This is a genomic window from Nocardia sp. CDC519, from assembly GCF_059509835.1.
Map to the genome: position 1 here is coordinate 6,229,842 of NZ_CM183377.1, position 18,505 is coordinate 6,248,346.

General features: G+C 68.4%; 17 protein-coding genes. All 17 read right to left on the reverse strand.

The features are described 5' to 3' along the window. Positions 1-15 precede the first annotated feature (15 nt). Positions 16-987 (reverse strand): F0F1 ATP synthase subunit gamma, encoded by a 972-nt coding sequence (locus AC5W7N_RS28380; protein WP_194990840.1) that lies wholly within the window; start codon positions 985-987, stop codon positions 16-18. 58 nt (positions 988-1,045) lie between these two features. After that, positions 1,046-2,686 carry a F0F1 ATP synthase subunit alpha gene (gene atpA, locus AC5W7N_RS28385; RefSeq protein ID WP_163813932.1) on the reverse strand — a complete coding sequence of 547 codons (1,641 nt, stop codon included), beginning with the start codon at positions 2,684-2,686 and terminating at the stop codon, positions 1,046-1,048. A gap of 51 nt (positions 2,687-2,737) precedes the next feature. Next, positions 2,738-3,547 carry a F0F1 ATP synthase subunit delta gene (locus AC5W7N_RS28390; protein ID WP_194990838.1) on the reverse strand — a complete coding sequence of 270 codons (810 nt, stop codon included), beginning with the start codon at positions 3,545-3,547 and terminating at the stop codon, positions 2,738-2,740. Between the two features lie 19 nt (positions 3,548-3,566). After that, a complete protein-coding gene (locus AC5W7N_RS28395; RefSeq protein ID WP_163813930.1) occupies positions 3,567-4,127 on the reverse strand; it encodes a F0F1 ATP synthase subunit B in 561 nt (186 codons plus the stop codon). Between the two features lie 5 nt (positions 4,128-4,132). After that, positions 4,133-4,378 carry an ATP synthase F0 subunit C gene (locus AC5W7N_RS28400; RefSeq protein ID WP_011207590.1) on the reverse strand — a complete coding sequence of 82 codons (246 nt, stop codon included), beginning with the start codon at positions 4,376-4,378 and terminating at the stop codon, positions 4,133-4,135. A gap of 76 nt (positions 4,379-4,454) precedes the next feature. After that, entirely contained in the window at positions 4,455-5,303 is an 849-nt protein-coding gene (gene atpB / locus AC5W7N_RS28405; RefSeq protein ID WP_081505323.1) for a F0F1 ATP synthase subunit A, read from the reverse strand. 238 nt (positions 5,304-5,541) lie between these two features. Continuing rightward, positions 5,542-6,006, reverse strand: a complete 465-nt coding sequence (locus AC5W7N_RS28410) for a Cg1360 family ATP-synthase-associated protein (protein ID WP_163813929.1) — start codon at positions 6,004-6,006, stop codon at positions 5,542-5,544. A gap of 33 nt (positions 6,007-6,039) precedes the next feature. Next, positions 6,040-7,221 (reverse strand): MraY family glycosyltransferase, encoded by a 1,182-nt coding sequence (locus tag AC5W7N_RS28415; protein ID WP_228815292.1) that lies wholly within the window; start codon positions 7,219-7,221, stop codon positions 6,040-6,042. Positions 7,222-7,275: 54 nt separating this feature from the next. Beyond that, positions 7,276-7,941, reverse strand: a complete 666-nt coding sequence (locus tag AC5W7N_RS28420) for an L-threonylcarbamoyladenylate synthase (protein WP_138445854.1) — start codon at positions 7,939-7,941, stop codon at positions 7,276-7,278. Positions 7,942-8,080: 139 nt separating this feature from the next. Further along, positions 8,081-8,953: a peptide chain release factor N(5)-glutamine methyltransferase gene (gene prmC, locus AC5W7N_RS28425; protein WP_495922708.1), complete on the reverse strand. Its 873-nt coding sequence runs from the start codon at positions 8,951-8,953 to the stop codon at positions 8,081-8,083. A gap of 78 nt (positions 8,954-9,031) precedes the next feature. Then, entirely contained in the window at positions 9,032-10,102 is a 1,071-nt protein-coding gene (prfA, locus tag AC5W7N_RS28430; RefSeq protein WP_014349401.1) for a peptide chain release factor 1, read from the reverse strand. A gap of 97 nt (positions 10,103-10,199) precedes the next feature. Continuing rightward, positions 10,200-10,430 carry a 50S ribosomal protein L31 gene (gene rpmE / locus AC5W7N_RS28435; protein WP_036533791.1) on the reverse strand — a complete coding sequence of 77 codons (231 nt, stop codon included), beginning with the start codon at positions 10,428-10,430 and terminating at the stop codon, positions 10,200-10,202. Between the two features lie 765 nt (positions 10,431-11,195). Continuing rightward, positions 11,196-13,244 (reverse strand): transcription termination factor Rho, encoded by a 2,049-nt coding sequence (gene rho / locus AC5W7N_RS28440; protein ID WP_194990834.1) that lies wholly within the window; start codon positions 13,242-13,244, stop codon positions 11,196-11,198. Positions 13,245-13,559: 315 nt separating this feature from the next. Next, entirely contained in the window at positions 13,560-14,522 is a 963-nt protein-coding gene (gene thrB / locus AC5W7N_RS28445; protein WP_163813951.1) for a homoserine kinase, read from the reverse strand. A 25-nt stretch (positions 14,523-14,547) separates the two neighbouring features. Next, the gene (thrC, locus tag AC5W7N_RS28450; RefSeq protein WP_495922710.1) at positions 14,548-15,645 is read right to left on the reverse strand and encodes a threonine synthase; all 1,098 of its coding nucleotides are present in this window, start codon (positions 15,643-15,645) and stop codon (positions 14,548-14,550) included. Then, positions 15,642-16,931, reverse strand: a complete 1,290-nt coding sequence (locus AC5W7N_RS28455) for a homoserine dehydrogenase (protein ID WP_178127935.1) — start codon at positions 16,929-16,931, stop codon at positions 15,642-15,644. Before AC5W7N_RS28455 ends, thrC begins: the two co-directional genes overlap by 4 nt. Positions 16,932-17,058: 127 nt before the next feature. Then, positions 17,059-18,474: a diaminopimelate decarboxylase gene (gene lysA, locus AC5W7N_RS28460; RefSeq protein WP_163813923.1), complete on the reverse strand. Its 1,416-nt coding sequence runs from the start codon at positions 18,472-18,474 to the stop codon at positions 17,059-17,061. Positions 18,475-18,505: the final 31 nt, after the last annotated feature.

Genomic DNA, 18,505 nt, shown 5'->3' on the forward strand with positions numbered 1-18,505 from the left:
TCTCTTCCTGCGCTTTTAGTCGCGGTCCGAGCTCGACGCCAGCGCGTTCACGCCGCCGACGATTTCGCTGATTTCCTGCGTGATCTGGGCCTGACGCACCGAGTTGGCTTCGCGCTGCAGCACGCTGGCCAATTCGTTGGCGTTATCAGTGGCCGCCTTCATTGCGGTGCGCCGAGCCGCGGACTCGGATGCCGCTGCCTCGAGCAACGACGCGTAGATACGCGTATTGACGTACTTCGGCAGCAGGGCCGCCAGCAGCACATCGGCGTCGGGCTCGAATTCGTACTGCGCCTGCGGGTCGGCCGTGGCCGAATCGCTGAACGAGTCCTCGCCCATGTCGAAGTTCTCGTCGACAAAGCTCACCTGGATCGGCGCCAGACGACGCACCTCAGGGGTCTGGGTCAACATCGACACGAAACGCGTGTACACGATGTGCAGTTCGTCGACGCCCGCGATGTCGCCGGTCCCGTTGGGATGCGGCACCTCGCCGTCGGCGCCCGCCATGAAGGCATCGACCAGATGGCGGCAGGCCGCCGAAGCATCGGTGTACTTCGGCTGCTGCGAGAACCCGGTCCACGACGCGACCAGCGGACGGTTGCGGAAGGTGTAGTACGTGAGGCCCTTGTTGCCCATCACGTACAGCACCGGCTCCTTGCCCTCGCCGCGCAGGGTGGTCATCAGTTCCTCGGCGCGCTTGAGCACGTTGGAGTTGTAACCACCGCACATACCGCTGTCACTGGTGATCACCAGCACGGCGGCGCGGCGCGGGTCGGCCCGCTCGGTCAGCAGCGGATGCGACAGGTTCTTCGACGCGCTCGCCAGCTCGCCGAGGACCTTGGTGATCTCCTCCGCGTACGGCTTCGCGGCCGCGACCCTGGCCTGGGCCTTGGAGATTCGCGAGGTCGCGATCAGCTCTTGGGCCTTGGTGATCTTCTTGATCGAATTCACACCACGAATGCGGGAGCGCAATTCACGCAAGCTTGCCACGGTTCACACTCCCTTCATTCGCCAGAAGAATCGAATAACGCATTGGTCGTCGCCCGACTTACTTCTCGACGTGCTTGCGCGTGACCGACAGCGACTCGACCTCTTCGTGGTCCAGCTCGCCGGCAGCGGCCTCGTTCACCACACGGCTGCCGTCGGAGGCGAGGAAGCCCTGCTTGAACTTGTCGGTGGCCGCCTTGATCTGATCGGCCGCCTCACCGTCGAGCGGCTTGGCGCCACCCTCCAGTGCGGCGAAGGCCTCGGGCACGCTGCGGTGCAGGTCTTCGAGCAGTTCGCTGTTGAAGCGACGGATGTCGGCGACCGGGACCGAGTCGTAGTAGCCGGCGTCGACCAGGTAGATCGAGACGATCTGGTCCTCGACGGCGACCGGGGAGTACTGGTCCTGCTTGAGCAGCTCGACCCAGCGGGCACCGCGCTCGAGCTGGGCCAGCGACGCGGCGTCCAGGTCGGAGGCGAAGGCGGAGAACGCCTCCAGCTCGCGGTACTGCGCCATTTCCAGACGCAGCGAACCGGCGACCTTCTTCATGGCCTTGGTCTGGGCGGCGCCACCGACACGGGAGACCGAGGTACCGACGTTGATCGCCGGGCGGACACCCTTGTTGAACAGGTCGGACTCGAGGAAGACCTGACCGTCGGTGATGGAGATGACGTTGGTCGGAATGAACGCCGAGACGTCGTTGGCCTTGGTCTCGATGATCGGCAGACCGGTCATCGAGCCGGCGCCCATCTCGTCGGACAGCTTGGCGCAACGCTCCAGCAGGCGCGAGTGCAGGTAGAAGACGTCACCGGGGTACGCCTCGCGGCCCGGCGGACGACGCAGCAGCAGCGAGATGGCGCGGTAGGCCTCGGCCTGCTTGGTCAGGTCGTCGAACACGATCAGGACGTGCTTGCCCTGGTACATCCAGTGCTGGCCGATGGCCGAACCGGTGTAGGGGGCCAGCCACTTGAAGCCGGCGGAATCGGAGGCCGGGGCCGCGACGATGGTGGTGTACTCCATCGCGCCGTGCTCCTCCAGCGCGGCCTTCACGCCGGCGATGGTGGAACCCTTCTGGCCGATGGCGACGTAGATGCAGCGCATCTGCTTCTTGGGGTCGCCGGACTCCCAGTTGGCCTTCTGGTTCAGGATCGCGTCGATGCAGACCGCGGTCTTGCCGGTCTTGCGGTCACCGATGACCAGCTGACGCTGGCCACGGCCGATCGCGGTCAGGGCGTCGATGGCGGTGATGCCGGTGGCCATCGGCTCCTCGACCGGCTGGCGCTCCAGCACGGTCGCGGCCTGCAGCTCCAGCACACGGCGGTCTTCGGCCTCGATCTCGCCGAGGCCGTCGATCGGCTGACCGAGCGGGTTGACCACGCGGCCGAGGAACTTGTCGCCGACCGGGACCGAGAGCACGTCGCCGGTGCGGCGGACCTGCTGGCCCTCTTCGATCTCGGCGAACTCGCCGAGGATGACCGCACCGATCTCGCGGTCCTCGAGGTTCAGCGCCACGCCGAGCACGCCGCCCGGGAACTCGAGCAGCTCGTTGGCCATTGCCGAGGGCAGGCCGGAGACGTGCGCGATGCCGTCACTGGTATCGGTGACCACACCGACTTCTTCGATGGAGGTCTCGGGGGTGTAGCTCTGGGTGTAGCTCTCGATCGCGCTACGGATCTCGTCGGAGGAGATCGTCAGCTCCGCCATGTTCTTCCTGCTCTCGCTGTCTGGTCTCGAATGTCGGGGTTGGGTGGCGGGTTACGCCAGTTCGCGGCGCAGCCGCTCCAGTCGGCCCACGGCGGTGCCGTCGATCACGTCGTCACCGACGCGCACGACGAGCCCGCTCAGCAGACTCGCGTCGACCTGCACGTGCACCGTGACCGGCTTGCCGTAGATGCGCTGCAGGGAGGCGGCCAGCCGCTCCTTCTGCTGCGCCGTCAGGGCGATGGCGGCCCGCACGTGCGCGACGATCTGGTCGCGTCGCGACGCTGCCAGGTCGGACAACTCGTCGAAGGCCGTGCCGAGGCCGGTCTGCTGCCTGGTCACCGCCTGCTCGGCGAGCGTGACGGTGATGGGCTCGGCCTTGCCGGTCAGCAGGCGGGTGATCAGTTCACGCCGCGCCGCTTGCGGCTTCGCGCGATCCGACAGAGCCTGCTCCAGGTCGGGGTTGTCGGCGATGATCCGGCCGAGCCGGAACAGCTCGTCCTCGACCGCGTCGAGCCGGCCGCTGTCGGCGGCCGACTCCAGCAGCGCTTCCTGGCCGAGCAACTCCAGGGTGTCGACCAGGTCGGCGGTGCGGGACCAGTCCTGGGCCACCGCGGTGGTCAGCACCGCTTGGGTGGCGACGCTGACCTTTCCGCCGAAGACCCGCTCGCTCAGTTCGGCGCGAGCCGAACCGGGCACCGACACGTCCGCGAGCGCAACACGCAGCGAACGCTGGTCGTCCAGCACGGCGACGACGGCGAACAGTTCCGAACCCGTCGTCGCGGCAACACTGTCGCTTCCGGTCAGAGCGGCCCGAAGCGCTTCCCGCGAACGGGAGCTGGCCTCGCGGCTCGCTGCGTACATGCTTCTCACTTTCGCGTCGCTACCTTCCGACCCCGATGCCGGCGTCGGTGTCGTCGAGTTCGCTGAGGAACTTCTCGATCGACGCCGCCTGCTTGGCCTCGTCCGAGACCGACTGCCCGATGACCTTCTCGGCCAGGTCGACCGCGGTACGGCCGACCTCGGAACGCAGTTCGGTCAGGATCTGCTGGCGCTGGGCTTCCAGCTGGGCGTGGCCAGCGGCCACGATCCGGTCGCTCTCGGCCTGGGCCTCCGTGCGCATCTGCGCCAGGATCTGCTGGCCCTGGGTGCGCGCGTCCTCACGGATGCGCGCGGCCTCGAGGCGGGCGTCGGCCAGCTGCTGCTGGTACTGCTGCAGCGTCTGCTGAGCCTCTGCCTGCGCGGCCTCGGCCTTGGCGATACCGCCTTCGATCTTCTCGCTGCGCTCGTCGAGCACCTTGGTCAGGCGCGGCACGACGAACTTGTAGAACAGCACCGCGATAACCGCGACACAGACGATCGACCAGACGATGTCGTACGTTTCGGGGATCAGAGGATTGATCTCCTCCGAACTCTCCTCTGCGAGCAAAGAAATCGCGTTCATCGGAATCAGAAGATGAAGCCGGCGACGAGGCCGATCAGGGCCAGCGCCTCGGTGAACGCGATACCGAGGAACATGTTGGTACGGATGGTGCCCTGCAGCTCGGGCTGGCGGGCGATACCCTCGATCGCCTTACCGACGACGATGCCGACGCCGATGCCCGGGCCGATGGCGGCCAGGCCGTAGCCGACGGCGCCGAGGCCCTTCAGCGTCGACTCGTTGGCAGCTTCCTGGGCCAGGTACGAGAGGCTCATGAGTCTTCTTTCCCTTTCTGTTGCTCACCCGCCGGTCGGCGTGGTGTAGCAGGTCTCCAGTGATTTGTTAGTGCGGTCAGTGGGAATCTGCGTGCTCGGCCAGGCCGATGTACACGGCGGTCAGCAGTGCAAACACGTAGGCCTGCAGGAAGATGACCAACATCTCGAACATCGTGAACCCGATTCCCGCCAGCAGCGAGAACGGCGAGAACACCTTCATCCAGTTGGCGGCGTCGAACAGGAAGAACCAGGTGGAGCTGAAGAACAGCACCAGCATGATGTGACCGGCCAGCATGTTGGCCATGAGTCGGACGGTCAGCGTGAACGGACGCAGGATGAAGGTCGAGACGAATTCGATCGGAATCAGCAGTACGTGCAGCGCGGGCGGCACGTTCGGCACCACGATGCTGCTACGCATGTACTTGAAGAAGCCGTACTTCTTGATACCGACGTAGTTGAACGCGATGTAGGCGATGACGGCCAGCACCAGCGGCATTCCGATCCGCGCGTTCGAGGAGATATTCAAGAACGGGACGATGCTGGAGAAATTCAGGAAAAGAACCGTGAAGAAGATCGTCGCGATCAGCGGGAAATACTTGCGCCCGGTTTCCTTGCCGAGGACCTCTTCGCAGATCTGCTCTTTGACGAAGACCAGGCCGATCTCGGCGACGTTCTGCAGCCCGCGCGGAACGATGCGGGGCGAACGGAAGGCCAGCGCCATGAGGCCGATCAGGACCGCCGACATCAGGATGCGAATGAGCATCAAGCGATCGAGTTCGAACGGCGTTCCCTCGAACAGCACCGCCGGAGGGAAAAAGTCGGTTAGCGATGGCGCGTGAAATTCCGCGGCCAAAGTGGTGACGCTCAGCGTTCTCTCCCGTGTTCGGGCCGCGGGTTCGGTCGTTCCCGCGGTTCGATCGGACATTGACGATCAATGTGGGTCGACTCAGGTCGGCTCGAAGTTCGTCAGCAGCTGCGCGGCATTCCCGCTCGGGCGTCTGTACGTGTGTCGGCGACATCGTCGACATGCAGAACCGGAACGGAGCCCGGCACGGCAGTAGCATAGCGTCACCCGGCGGGATCGTGGTGATCCCCCCTATGGTCGCTTGCTTACCAAGACTTTACCAAGTTATCTACGACAGCGTGTAGCTGGGTGCGATTTGTTACCGATCGGTACCTTGACCGGCCTCGCGATCGGGCACCGTCACGTACGGAACCTTTTGCCGCAGAACGCCGTACGTCTCGGCACCGAGCACGATGACCAGCGCTCCGATGACGGTCAGGAACAGCGCCACGCGGTCGTAGAAATCGAATTGATTCAAGATCGCGATAACCACCATGGCCACCAGCAGCTTGCCCGCCCAGCTGACCAGCATCACCAATCCGGCCGTGGTCGGCGGCAGTTTCGCGCCGAAGAGCACCACGGCGGCGGTGGTCAGGATGAAGCCACCACCGATGGCCGCGCCCAGCAGCGCGCCCCAGACGCCGGCGAGGCCGGAAACCGCACCCGCGATCGCCACCGCGAGCACCGTCAGCACGACCAGCCCGACCAGGCCGTAGCGCAGCGCGGCGCGCAGCGGAGCGTCGGGGCCTGGGTCTGTGTACGGTGTCGAACTCACGAGCCGCACTCTACCCGTGCCGTTTGTCCTGCGCCGATGCCGTCATCCCGCGGGCTCCTGCGGCTCACCGGGATGCTCGGCGTGTTCGGCGGCGGCCGCGCGCTCTCGCCGCAACCCCGGAACCGCCGTCGCGACCAGGGCGAATACCAGTCCGCCCGCCATCAGCAGGACGACGACGCGCCGGTCCATCAGCGAGGTGCCGACCGCGCCGAAGGCCAGCACACCGACCCACAAATAGATGAGCAGCACCACACGCCGCTGCGAGTGGCCGATCTGCAGCAGCCGGTGGTGCAGGTGCATCTTGTCCGGGGTGGAGAAGCTGACCCCGGCCCGCACCCGGCGCACGATGGCCAGCAGCAGGTCGAGCACCGGAATGAACATCACCGCGCCGACCAGCAGCAGCGGCGAGAGCAGGCCGACGATGTCGCGCGGACCGTAGCCGGTGAGCGGGATACGCCCTGACGCGCTGGTCGACACCGCGGCCAGCACCAACCCGATCAGCATCGAGCCGGAATCGCCCATGAAGATCCGGGCCGGCGAGAAATTGTGCGGCAGGAAGCCGAGGCACGCTCCGGCCAGCGCGGCGGCGAGCAGCGCTGGCGGGTAGGTGTCGACCGAACCGCCCTGTTCGGTGAGCAGGCCCACCGAGAACGCGAACACCGCGATCGAGGAGATCAGGCCGAGGCCCGCGGCCAAGCCGTCGAGGCCGTCGACGAAATTCATCGCGTTGATCAGCGTCACCGCGACCGCGACCGTCACCAGGGCGCTCTGCAAGCCGTCCAGCACCACGGTCTCGTTGTTGAACGGGTTGTAGATGACGTACCAGCTCAGCCCCATCACCGCCATCACACCCGCGGCGGTGACCTGACCGGCGAATTTGGTGAGCGCGTCCAGGCCCCAGCGGTCGTCGACGATGCCGACCGCGACGATGATCGTCGCCGCGACCAATACCGCCGCGATATCGGGCCGGTAGTCGAAGCCGCGGCGCAGCGCGGGCAGCTGGTGGGCGAACAGCACGGCCGCCACCACGCCCAGATACATGCCGACCCCGCCCATCCGCGGAATCGGCTTGACGTGCACATCGCGTTCGCGCGGCACCGCGACAGCGCCGAACCCGATGGCGAGCACCCGGATCCCGCCGGTGGCGAGAAAGGTCACCACCGTGGACACCAGCAGCACCAGCAGCAGCTCGCGCAGCGGGACGACGGCACCGGAACTTCCCAATGCGTGCACCGCGATCACTCGCGATACCGCCCGCTCATCCGATCGGCCATTCGGTCACCGGGCAGCAGGCCCGGACAGCGCCTCTGGCGCCATACCGAGCACCTCGGCGATATCGGCGACCGAGACCGCGCCCTCGCGCAGGATGCGCGGCTGATCGGCGGTCAGGTCGACGATGGTCGAGGCGATCGCGTGCTCGGCGGGGCCCCCGTCGAGGTACACCCCGACGTGCTCGCCCAGCTGGGCGCGTGCTTCCGCGGCGGTGGTTGCGGGCGGCTGCCCGGAGACGTTGGCGCTCGACACCGCCAGCGGGCCGACGGCGCGCAGCAATTCCAGCGCGACCGGATGCAGCGGCATCCGCAGCATCACCGTGCCTCTGGTGTCGCCGAGATCCCAGGCCAGCGAAGGTGCCTGCTGCACAACCAGACTCAGCCCGCCCGGCCAGAACGCCTGGATCAGGTCTCTGGCCTGCGGACGCACCGAGAACACCAGCCCGTCGATGGTGTGCCAGGAACCGACGAGCACCGGCACCGGCATATCGCGCCCGCGCCGCTTGGCGGCGAGCAGCTCGGCGACCGCCTGGCTGTCGAACGCGTCCGCGGCTATGCCGTAGAGCGTGTCGGTGGGCATGACGACGAGCCGCCCGGATTTCAGGGCGCTGGTCGCGGCGGACAGTCCGGCGGCGCGCGAGTCGGGATCCGCGCAGTCGTAGACGGTACTCACGGCACCCATCCTGTCACGCGGGCGCCGCGGCGCCGTCGGCCCCCGGGTAGAACGCGAATTCGCCACGCGCCACGGACAAACCATGCCAGGGCGGCGGACCGCAAACCCCTGCTCGCGGCCCTCGGGGCGGGTTGCCGGTTCAGCTACGCACCGCCGCCACGAAGCGCGGCTTGCCCGCGAGATCGGGATGCTCGGTGATCTCGGTGAACGCGCCGGTCCCGGCGAGCAGGGCGGCCAGCGCGGAGCCGTTGGAATCGTCGTGCTCGATGGCGGTACCACCGCCGGGGCGCAGCAGACGGGCGATGGTCGGCACCAGCCCGCGGATGACGTCGAGGCCGTCCGGGCCGCCGAACAGCGCCCGGTGCGGATCGTGGTCGGCGACCTCGGGGTCGAGTTCGGCGCCGACGGGGATGTACGGCGGATTCGACACCACGATATCGACCCGGCCGTTCAGCTCGGTGAGCAGCGCGGGGTCTGTCGCGTCGTCGGCGTACAGGGTGATCGGGGTGTCGCCGGCCGCGATCCGCAGGTCAGCGTTGTGCCTGGCCCATTTCAGGGCCGCCGGGTCGATTTCGACCGCGTGCACCTCGGCGTCCGGCCGGGCGTGTGCGATGGCGAGGGCGAGCGCGCCGGAGCCGGTACACAGATCCACCACGACCGGCGTGTGATCGTGGCGCACGGCCTCCAGGTGCGCCAGCGCCCAGGCGAACACCAGCTCGGTCTCCGGACGCGGGATGAACACCCCCGGCCCGACCGCCAGATCGATCCGTCCCATGGCCGCGCGGCCGATCAAGTGTTGCAACGGGATTCGCTGCGCGCGCCGACGCACCAGCTCGTGCAGTTCGGCGCGCTGCTCGGGGGTGAGCAGCGGCGCGAGCAGCAGCCGGGCACGCGGCACACCGAGGACGTGGGCGGCCAGCTGTTCGGCGTCGGCGCGTGGGCTCGGGACGCCCGCGGCCTGAAGTGTTTCGACGGCCTCGACGAGCGCGGGCCGCAACGGTGTGCGGGTCATGGCCTCGACTCTGCCCGATGGCGGGGCATGGCGGGAACTCTTCGGTCCCGACCGGTCATGCCCGGCGGCACATGGCCGTCACTCCGCGGCCATGCGGGCTTCGCGGTCGGCCTTGCCGAGTGCGTCGAGCAGGGCGTCCATATCGCCGTCGAGCACCGCGTCCAGGTTGTGCGCCTTGAAGCCGATGCGGTGATCGGCGATGCGGTTCTCCGGGAAGTTGTAGGTGCGGATGCGTTCGGAGCGGTCAACGGTGCGGATCTGGCTGGCCCGCCCGGCCGCGGCCTCCTGTTCGGCCTGTTCCTCGGCCAGCGCTTGCAGCCGTGCGGCCAGCACCTGCATGGCGCGGGCCTTGTTCTGCAACTGGGAGCGCTCGTTCTGGCAGGTCACCACGATGCCGGAGGGCAGGTGGGTGATGCGCACGGCGGAGTCGGTGGTGTTGACGCCCTGGCCACCCTTGCCAGAGGAGCGGTAGACGTCGATGCGCAGATCGGTCTCGTCGATCTGGACCTGCTCGACCTCATCGGGCTCGGGGTAGATGAGCACGCCGGCCGCGGAGGTGTGCACCCGGCCCTGCGATTCGGTCACCGGCACCCGCTGCACCCGGTGCACCCCGCCCTCGAACTTGAACCGCGACCAGACACCGTCGCGGGCGGCGTCGCGGCTCTTGATCGACAGCGTCGCTTCCTTGTATCCACCCAGATCGGAATAGGTGGCGTCGAGGATCTCGACCTTCCAGCCGTGCCGTTCGGCATAGCGCACGTACATCCGCGCCAGATCCGCGGCGAACAGCGCGGACTCCTCGCCGCCCTCACCGGACTTCACCTCGAGCACCACATCGTCGCCGTCGTGCGGGTCGCGCGGGGCCAGCAGGTCGGTCAGGGCCTGCTCCAGCTCGCTCACCTGCTGCTCCAGCTCGGGGACCTCGGCGGCGAAGGCCGCGTCGTCGGCGGCGAGCTCGCGGGCGGCGGCCAGATCGTCGCGGGCGGCGCTGAGCTTGCGGTAGGTGGACATCACGGGCGCGAGTTCGGCGAACCGCTTACCGACGCGGCGGGCCGCGCCCGCGTCGTTGTGCAGCGCCGGATCGGCGAGCTGGGTCTCCAAGCCCGCGTACTCGGCCAGGATGTCGTCGATCGCGGACGGCTGGGTCACGGTCGGCTTCCTCTCGTGCGTGTTCGATATCGGTGGTCGGGCCGAGAAAACACCGACGCCCGGACCTGCTTGGCAGGACCGGGCGTCGGCGAGGAAGCTACTTGGCGTCGGCCTTCTTCTCGGCGCGCTTGCCGTAGCGGGCCTCGAAGCGGGCCACGCGGCCGCCGGTGTCCAGGATCTTCTGCTTGCCGGTGTAGAACGGGTGGCACTGCGAGCAGACCTCGACGGTGATGTGACCGGATTCCTTGGTGGAACGGGTCTGGAACGTATTGCCGCAACCGCAGACGACGGTGGTGTCGACGTAGGTCGGGTGGATTCCTGCCTTCATGGGTGTCCTCTCGAAAATGGCGCCGGGTCGCTCGCGCGGATGGCGTCGAACGTGAACCGGAGCCGACTAGGCGGGATTGTCCGCGAACAGCGCGGACGCACGGCGATCCAGTATGCCAGATTCACCGACACGTCTATCGAACGCCCCCGCGGACCCGATTGTTCCCCGGCGAGTAATCCCCCTTCGCTATCGCCCCAGGAAGTGGGGGGACGCGCACCGGCAGCACTCGAGGAACCCTGAAGTCGGGTAGTCGGCTACTCAAGAATACGAACAGCTCCGTTCATAGTGTTGGAATCCGATGCACGTCGGCGTGCCGAGACATGGAAAGGAGATCCTGTGAACAGCCGGATGAACAACCGTGTGGCCTTCGCGGTGCTGGTCGCACTGGTCGTGGCTGTCGCGGCGGGATGGTTCGCCGCGCCGGGTGGCACGGACTCTCCGTCGTCGGCGGGCTCCGGCCTGCCCTCGGCATCGGGTTTCCCGGCGGAGATCCAGACCCCGGCCCACCCGGTGGACCAGCAACGACAGCACGCACCAGCATCCGACACCGCCCTGACGGCCGCCTCGCGGCGCACCTCGTTCGACGGCGCCGCGCTCATTCTCGCCTTTCTGATCGCGGGAGCCGCCGCGATCGGCGTCGTGTTCTTCTCCCCCGCCGCGATCCGAGGGCCGCGCAGTTCGCGCGCGGCCCCGGAAACGGCTCGAGGGCTCCACCGCAGTGGAGCCCTCGAGGCCGTGCTCACCGCCGCGCGGCGGTTCGGCGCATCACTCGTCGAGCGCGCCCGGCGCGGTCTTGGAGACCTGCATCAGGAACTCCAGGTTGTTCTTGCTCTTCTTCAGACGGTCGATCAGCAGGTCGATCGCCTGATGCGAGTCCAGGCCGGACAGTACGCGCCGCAACTTGTGCAGCACCGCGGCCTCGTCTGGGCTCAGCAGTAGTTCGTCCTTACGGGTACCGGACGGTGCGACGTCCACCGCCGGGAACACCCGCCGCTCCGCGATCTTGCGGTCCAGCTTGAGTTCGGCGTTACCGGTGCCCTTGAACTCCTCGAAGATCACCGTGTCGCCGGTCGACCCGGTCTCCACCATGGCGGTGGCGATGATCGTCAGCGAGCCGCCGTTCTCGATGTTGCGGGCCGCGCCGAGGAACCGCTTGGGCGGGTACAGCGCCGTGGAATCCACACCACCGGAAAGGATTCGGCCCGAGGCAGGCGAGGAGTTGTTGTAGGCGCGACCCAATCGGGTGATCGAGTCGAGCAGCACGACGACGTCCTTGCCCATCTCCACCAGACGCTTGGCCCGCTCGATCGCGAGCTCGGCGACCGAGGTGTGGTCGGCGGGCGGACGGTCGAAGGTGGAGGCGATGACCTCACCCTTGACCGAACGCTGCATATCGGTGACCTCTTCGGGCCGCTCGTCGACCAGCACCACCATCAGGTAGCACTCGGGGTTGTTGACCGCGATCGCATTGGCGATGTCCTGCATGATCGTGGTCTTACCGGCCTTGGGCGGGGACACGATCAACGCGCGCTGACCCTTACCGATCGGCATGATCAGGTCGATGACGCGGGTGGTCAGCTTGTTCGGGGTGGTCTCGAGCCGCAGCCGCTGGTTCGGGTACAGCGGGGTGAGCTTGTTGAAGTCGGGCCTGCGCTTGGCCGCCTCGACGTCACCACCGTTGACGGTGTCCAAACGGACCAGCGGATCGAACTTCTGCCGCTGATTCGACTGCTCACCGTCGCGCGGGGCGCGCACCGCACCGGTGATCGCGTCACCGCGGCGCAGCCCGTTCTTGCGGACCAGGTTCATCGAGACGTACACGTCGTTCGGGCCGGCCAGGTAGCCGGAGGTGCGCACGAACGCGTAGTTGTCGAGCACGTCGAGGATGCCCGCGACCGGCTGCAGCACGTCGTCCTCGCGGATCTCGAGCTCGCGAGCCTCGCCGCCGCCACCCTCACGGTCGCGGCTGCGCCTGCGCTCGCGGAACCGGCGTCCGCGCCTGCCGCGGCCGCCTTCCTCGTCGTCACCGCCACGGTTGTCGCCGCGGCCGTCGCGCCCACCGGCGTTCTGGCCGCGGTCACCGGACTGGCCCTGCTGCTGGCCACGGTCGCGACGACGCTCGCCGCCGTCGCCTTCCGGTTTGGCCTCTTCGGTGCGGGTCTCGGTGGCGGTGTCACCGCCGCCGGCGTTGCCGCGGGCCTGATCGGCGTTGCCGCGCGCTTGGTCGCGGCCGCGACGCTGCCTGCCACGGCCACGCTGGCCCTGCTCACGACCGGACTCGTCGGAGTTCTCGGCGGCGGGCGCTGCGCTCTCGGCAGCGTTGTCGGCGGAATTCTTCTCGGAAGTCTTGGCGCGCGCGTCCTTGGCCGCGTCGGCGGGCGGTGCCTGGGTGGCCGTGGCCGCGGCGGGCTGCGAGTCCTGAGCGGGCGCGGTGTTCTGCGCGGCGGGTTCCTTCGCGGGCGCGACGTCCAGCGTCGGCTGCTCGGCGCGGGCCGCGGCCGCGTTCTTCGCCTCGGTCTTGGTGGCGGACTTGGCGGAACCGCGCGCGGGCTTGTCCGCGGCCGCCGCCTTCCCGGCCTGATTTTCCTTGATGGCGGCGATCAGATCGCCCTTGCGCATACCGGAGGTCCCTCGGATACCGAGCTCCCCCGCGAGTGCGCGCAACTGCGGCAACAACATTCCAGTCAGCCCCGATCGTGCGACGTCGGTGTGTTCGCTCATCTTCGAAATCTGTCCGGAGTCACTATCGCGGTCTCCCGAGGCCTGCGGGTTGGAATCCACCCCGGGTGTCGCGAGCAGGTCCGTATCTGTCACGGAGATCCTTTCCTTCCCTCGATGGGCCGTGTGCTGTGTCGAGGGTTCGTTCCGCAGTCCGGTCGCTGTGCCGGGCTCGGATGTGTAGCCGTATCGCCTGCTCCGTCGGAGTCGGAGGCTTCGCCACCGATCATGAAAAAGGTGGGAGAGATCATTCCAGTTGCGCAGCTCCGCAACACCCCCATGGCCTGGAGGCTCGAGCCTGGAGCCTGCTGGAGCGATTGCCCTGATGAAGCACCGGCGTCTGACGCGCACGATGTACGGACTTGCCCAGGATAGCTGGCAACTGTGAGCCTCGGCAAGGTGGACTCGCCGTCAGTGGATGCCGACGCCCTCGGCGAGTCCGGGCTCGACCACCCGCAGACCGTCGGCCACGGCCTGTTCGCGCAGCTCGGCGGGGAAATCCGAGGTGGTAAGGGCCAGGATCGTCGGGCCGGCACCGGAGACGGTCGCGGCGATTCCGGCAGCCCGCAACCGGGCGATCCAGGCGGTGGTCAGCGGCAGCGCGGGCGCACGCTGGGCCTGGTGCAGGCGGTCGGCGGTGGCGGGCATGAGCAGATCCGGGCGCTCGGTCAGCGCCACCACGGCCAGCGCGGCCCTGCTGACGTTGAACGCGGCGTCACCGTGTGGGACCACCTCGGGCAGCAGGCCACGGGTGTGCGCGGTCGATGACCGGTCCTCCGGGATCAGCACCACCGGGCGCAGCGCCGGATGCGGGGTCACCCGCACCGCGCGGTAGGCGCGGTTGTGGTGTTCCACCGTGGCACCGTCCAGGCCGGCGTCGGCGGCGCGATCGGTTTCCGACCAGGACACCACGATGCCGCCGAGCACGCTGGCCGCCGCGTTGTCGGGATGGCCCTCGAACTCCGAGGCCAGCTGCACCAGCCGGTCGGTATCGACGGTCGACGCTGGATCGAATTTCGCCGCGAGCCCACAGCCCGCGGCCAAACCGCCGACGACCGCGGAGGCCGACGAGCCGAGACCACGGGAATGCGGAATCACGTTGCGGCACACCACATCGAGACCGTCGGCCCACACCCCGGCCGCTTCCAGTCCGCGCTCGATCGCGCGGACCACCAGATGCGAAGGGCCCCAAGGCACGTCGTCGGCGCCCTCACCCTCCACCCGGATGGTGAGACCGGTGCTCGTGGTGCGCACCTCGATCTCGTCGTAGATGCCCAATGCCATACCGAGCGAATCGAATCCGGGACCGAGGTTGGCGCTGGACGCGGGCACCCGCGCGGTCACCGACAATCCGGCGGGCAGCGTCCTGGTCATCACCTGGCTCTCGCGCGCGGTCAACTCAGGCCAGCTCGAGTTCGGCGGCGACCGCGACCGGGTCGACCGGGATCGCCTGGACCTGGGGCATGCCCAGCAGCGCGGTATCGGGGTCCTTGAGACCGTTGCCGGTCACCGTGCACACCACGGTCAGCCCGGAATCGAGCCAGCCCTCCTTGCGCGCCGCGAGCAGCCCCGCAACGCTGGCCGCCGACGCGGGCTCGACGAACACGCCCTCGGTCGCGGCGACGAGCCGGTAAGCCTCGAGGATCTCCTCGTCGGTGGCCGCGCGGAAGGCGCCACCCGACTCGTCCTTGGCCTCGACCGCGCTGTTCCACGAGGCCGGGGCGCCGATCCGGATGGCGGTGGCGATGGTCTCGGGGTCCTTCACCGGGGCGCCGTTGACCAGCGGGGCGGCACCGGCGGCCTGCACGCCGAGCATGCGCGGCAGCGAGTCGGTGATGCCGTCGGCCCGGTATTCGCGGTAGCCGCGCCAGTAGGCGGTGATGTTGCCGGCATTGCCGACCGGGAGCACATGTACATCGGGCGCCTTGCCGAGCACATCGCAGATCTCGAACGACGCCGTCTTCTGGCCTTCGATGCGCGCCGGGTTCACCGAGTTGACCAGTCCGACCTCGGGGAACTCCGAGGTCACCTTGCGGGCCAGCTCGAGGCAGTCGTCGAAGTTGCCCTGCACCTGGATGACCTTCGCGCCGAGCATGACGGCCTGGGCCAGCTTGCCCATCGCGATCTTGCCCTCGGGGATCAGCACCGCACAGCTCATGCCAGCGCGGGTGGCGTAGGCCGCCGCCGACGCGGAGGTGTTGCCGGTGGAGGCGCACAGCACGGCCTTCTGGCCGCGGTACTTGGCATCGGTGATGGCCATGGTCATGCCGCGGTCCTTGAACGAACCGGTCGGGTTGAGGCCCTCAACCTTCAGGTAGACCTCGCAGTCGGTCAGCTCGGACAGATACGTCGCGGGCACCAGCGGAGTACCGCCCTCGAAGAGGGTGACCGGCTCCCAATCGGCACCGACCGCGAGCCGATCGCGGTAGGCCGTGATCAGACCCGGCCACCGGGAGTGCACTCCGGTCTGGTGGGCCACTCCCGCTGTCGAACTCATTCTTCGGTGCCTTCCAATCTCAAAACGCTGGTCACGGAGGTGACGGACGGCAGTTCCGCCAGCGCGGACACAGTATCCGCGAGCGCCGACTCCGTCGCATGGTGGGTGACGACGACCAGGCGCGCACCCGCGCCATGGCCTTCCTGACGCACGGTCGAGATGCTCACCCCGTGATCGGCGAACTCACCGGCGACCGCCTGTAGGACGCCGGCGCGGTCGGCGACCTGGAGGTTCACGTGGTAGCGGGTGGGTGTATCGCCGATCGGCGCGATCGGCAGCTCAGCATAAACCGATTCACCGGGCGCGCGGCCACCGTAGAACTTGTTGCGCGCGGCCATCACCAGATCACCCAGCACCGCGGACGCGGTGGGAGCGCCACCGGCGCCCTGGCCGTAGAACATCAGGCGGCCCGCGTTCTCGGCCTCCACGACGACGGCGTTGAACGCGCCGTTGACGGCGGCCAGGGGGTGTTCGCGCGGGATGAGCGCCGGGTAGACGCGCACCGAGACCCGCTCCTTACCGCCCTCGTCGGGTCCGGGTTCGCCGGGGCCCGCGGGCACGCGCTCACAGATGGCGAGCAGCTTCACCGTGCAGCCGACCGCGGAGGCGGTCTCCAGGTCCTCGGAGGTGATCTTGGAGATGCCCTCGCGGTAGACGTCGGCGGCGGTGACCCGGGTGTGGAAGGCCAGCGAGGCCAGGATCGCGGCCTTGGCGGCGGCGTCGAAGCCCTCGACGTCGGCGGTCGGGTCGGCCTCCGCGTAGCCGAGGCGGGTCGCCTCGGCGAGGGTGTCGTGGTAATCGGCGCCGGTTTCATCCATCGCGGAGAGGATGAAGTTGGTGGTGCCGTTGACGATGCCGACCACCTTGTTCACCCGGTCGCCGGACAGCGACTGGATCAGCGGACGCACCACCGGGATGGCGCCGGCGACGGCGGCCTCGAAGTAGAGGTCGGCCCGGCTGCGTTCGGCGGCCGCCGCGAGTTCACCGGTGTAATCGGCCAGCAGCGCCTTGTTCGCGGAGATCACGGACTTGCCCGCGTTCAGGGCGGCCAGGATCAGGCCGCGGGCGGGGTCGATGCCGCCCATGACCTCGACGACCAGGTCGACATCGGCGCGCGCGACGAGTGCTTCGGCATCGGTGGTCAGCAGTTCGGCCGGGATCCCGCGATCGCGGTCCAGGTCGCGCACGGCGACACCGCGCAACACGACCGGAGCACCGACCCGCGACCGCAGATCATCGGCGTGGTCCCGGAGAATGCGCACGACCTCGGTGCCGACGTTGCCCATACCGAGCACCGCCACGCCGATCGGCCGTTCGTTTCCCCAGGTGCCGTTCTTCGCGGCCACAGCCGCGCCGGCATCATTCGCCTCGGTCACGTTGATTGCACCTCCACCTTGCTCATCACGTCGTACATCAGACCTCGAGTCCGATCAGGTCCGCGACGGTCTCGCGGCGCAGCAGCAGTCGTGCCTGTCCGTCGCGGACGGCGACCACCGCGGGCCGGGTCAGCATGTTGTACCGGCTCGACATCGAGTAGCAGTACGCACCGGTCGCGGCCACCGCGACCAGATCACCCGGACCGGCATCGGCCTGCATCCAGGTGTCCCTGATGACGATATCCCCACTCTCACAATGCTTTCCGACGACGCGAGCGACCACCGGCTCGGCATCGGAGGCGCGCGAGACCAGGCGGCAGTCGTAGTCGGCCTGGTACAGCGCGGGGCGGATGTTGTCGCTCATCCCGCCGTCCACGCTGACGTAGCGCCGCCGCAGGCCGCCGTCGAGTGAGACGTCCTTGATGGTGCCGACCTCGTACAGGGTGACGGTGCCGGGGCCTGCGATGGCACGTCCCGGCTCCACCGCGATGACCGGCTCCGGCAGCCCGGCGCGCTCGGCCTCCTGGGCGACGAGCTTGCGCAGGTTGGCGGCGAACTCGTCCAGCGGCGGCGGATCGTCCGCCTCGAGGTACGAAATACCAAGCCCGCCACCGAGATCCAGGATCGCGATCTGCGCGGTGCGCTCGGCACCGAATGTGTCGACCGCGTCGCGCAGCAGTCCGAGCATGCGGCGCGCGGCGATCTCGAAACCGTCGATCTCGAAGATCTGCGAGCCGATATGGCTGTGCAGGCCGACCAGACGCAGATTGTCGGCCTCGAAGACCCGGGCCAGCGCCTGCATGGCGTCGCCGCCCGCGATGGAGAAGCCGAACTTCTGGTCCTCGTGGGCGGTCGAAATGTATTCGTGGGTATGGGCTTCCACGCCGACGGTGACGCGCACCAGCACGTCCTGCACCACACCGGCGCGTCCGGCCACCGCCTCGAGCCGTTCGATCTCGATCAGCGAGTCGACCACCACGTGCCCGACCCCGGCCGCGACCGCGGCCTCCAGCTCGGCGACGGATTTGTTGTTGCCGTGCAGGGCGATTCGCTCGGCGGGGAAGCCGCCGTTGAGCGCGACGGCGAGCTCACCGCCGGAACACACGTCCAGCGACAGGCCCTCGTCGCGGATCCAGCGCGCGACCTCACCGCACAGGAACGCCTTGGAGGCGTAGTGCACCTTGGCGTTGGGGCCGAACGCGCGCACCATATCGCGGCAGCGGGAACGGAAATCGTCCTCGTCGATGACGAACAGCGGCGTGCCGAATTCGGCGGCCAGTTCGGTGACCGGGATGCCGGCCAGCCGCACCACGCCGTCCTCGCCGCGGGTGGCGTTGCGCGGCCACACGTGCGCGGGCAGCTCGATGAGCTGCTTCGGGTCGGCCGGGCGCTGCGGCAGGTTGGGGGCGTGCGGGATTTCGGCGTGCCGGGGTCCGGCAGGATGGGCGCTCACTAGTTCTCCTCCGTTGCCGGTGCGTTCGATG

Excerpts from the sequence above, each read along its gene's own strand:
- AC5W7N_RS28400 (WP_011207590.1), bottom strand. The coding sequence starts at position 4,378 with ATGAGCCTCTCGTACCTGGCCCAGGAAGCTGCCAACGAGTCGACGCTG.
- thrB (WP_163813951.1), bottom strand. The coding sequence starts at position 14,522 with ATGACCAGGACGCTGCCCGCCGGATTGTCGGTGACCGCGCGGGTGCCC.
- prmC (WP_495922708.1), bottom strand. The coding sequence starts at position 8,953 with ATGACCCGCACACCGTTGCGGCCCGCGCTCGTCGAGGCCGTCGAAACA.
- AC5W7N_RS28390 (WP_194990838.1), bottom strand. The coding sequence starts at position 3,547 with ATGTACGCAGCGAGCCGCGAGGCCAGCTCCCGTTCGCGGGAAGCGCTT.
- AC5W7N_RS28395 (WP_163813930.1), bottom strand. The coding sequence starts at position 4,127 with ATGAACGCGATTTCTTTGCTCGCAGAGGAGAGTTCGGAGGAGATCAAT.
- AC5W7N_RS28455 (WP_178127935.1), bottom strand. The coding sequence starts at position 16,931 with ATGGGCAACGTCGGCACCGAGGTCGTGCGCATTCTCCGGGACCACGCC.
- rpmE (WP_036533791.1), bottom strand. The coding sequence starts at position 10,430 with ATGAAGGCAGGAATCCACCCGACCTACGTCGACACCACCGTCGTCTGC.
- thrC (WP_495922710.1), bottom strand. The coding sequence starts at position 15,645 with ATGAGTTCGACAGCGGGAGTGGCCCACCAGACCGGAGTGCACTCCCGG.
- atpB (WP_081505323.1), bottom strand. The coding sequence starts at position 5,303 with ATGTCCGATCGAACCGCGGGAACGACCGAACCCGCGGCCCGAACACGG.
- atpA (WP_163813932.1), bottom strand. The coding sequence starts at position 2,686 with ATGGCGGAGCTGACGATCTCCTCCGACGAGATCCGTAGCGCGATCGAG.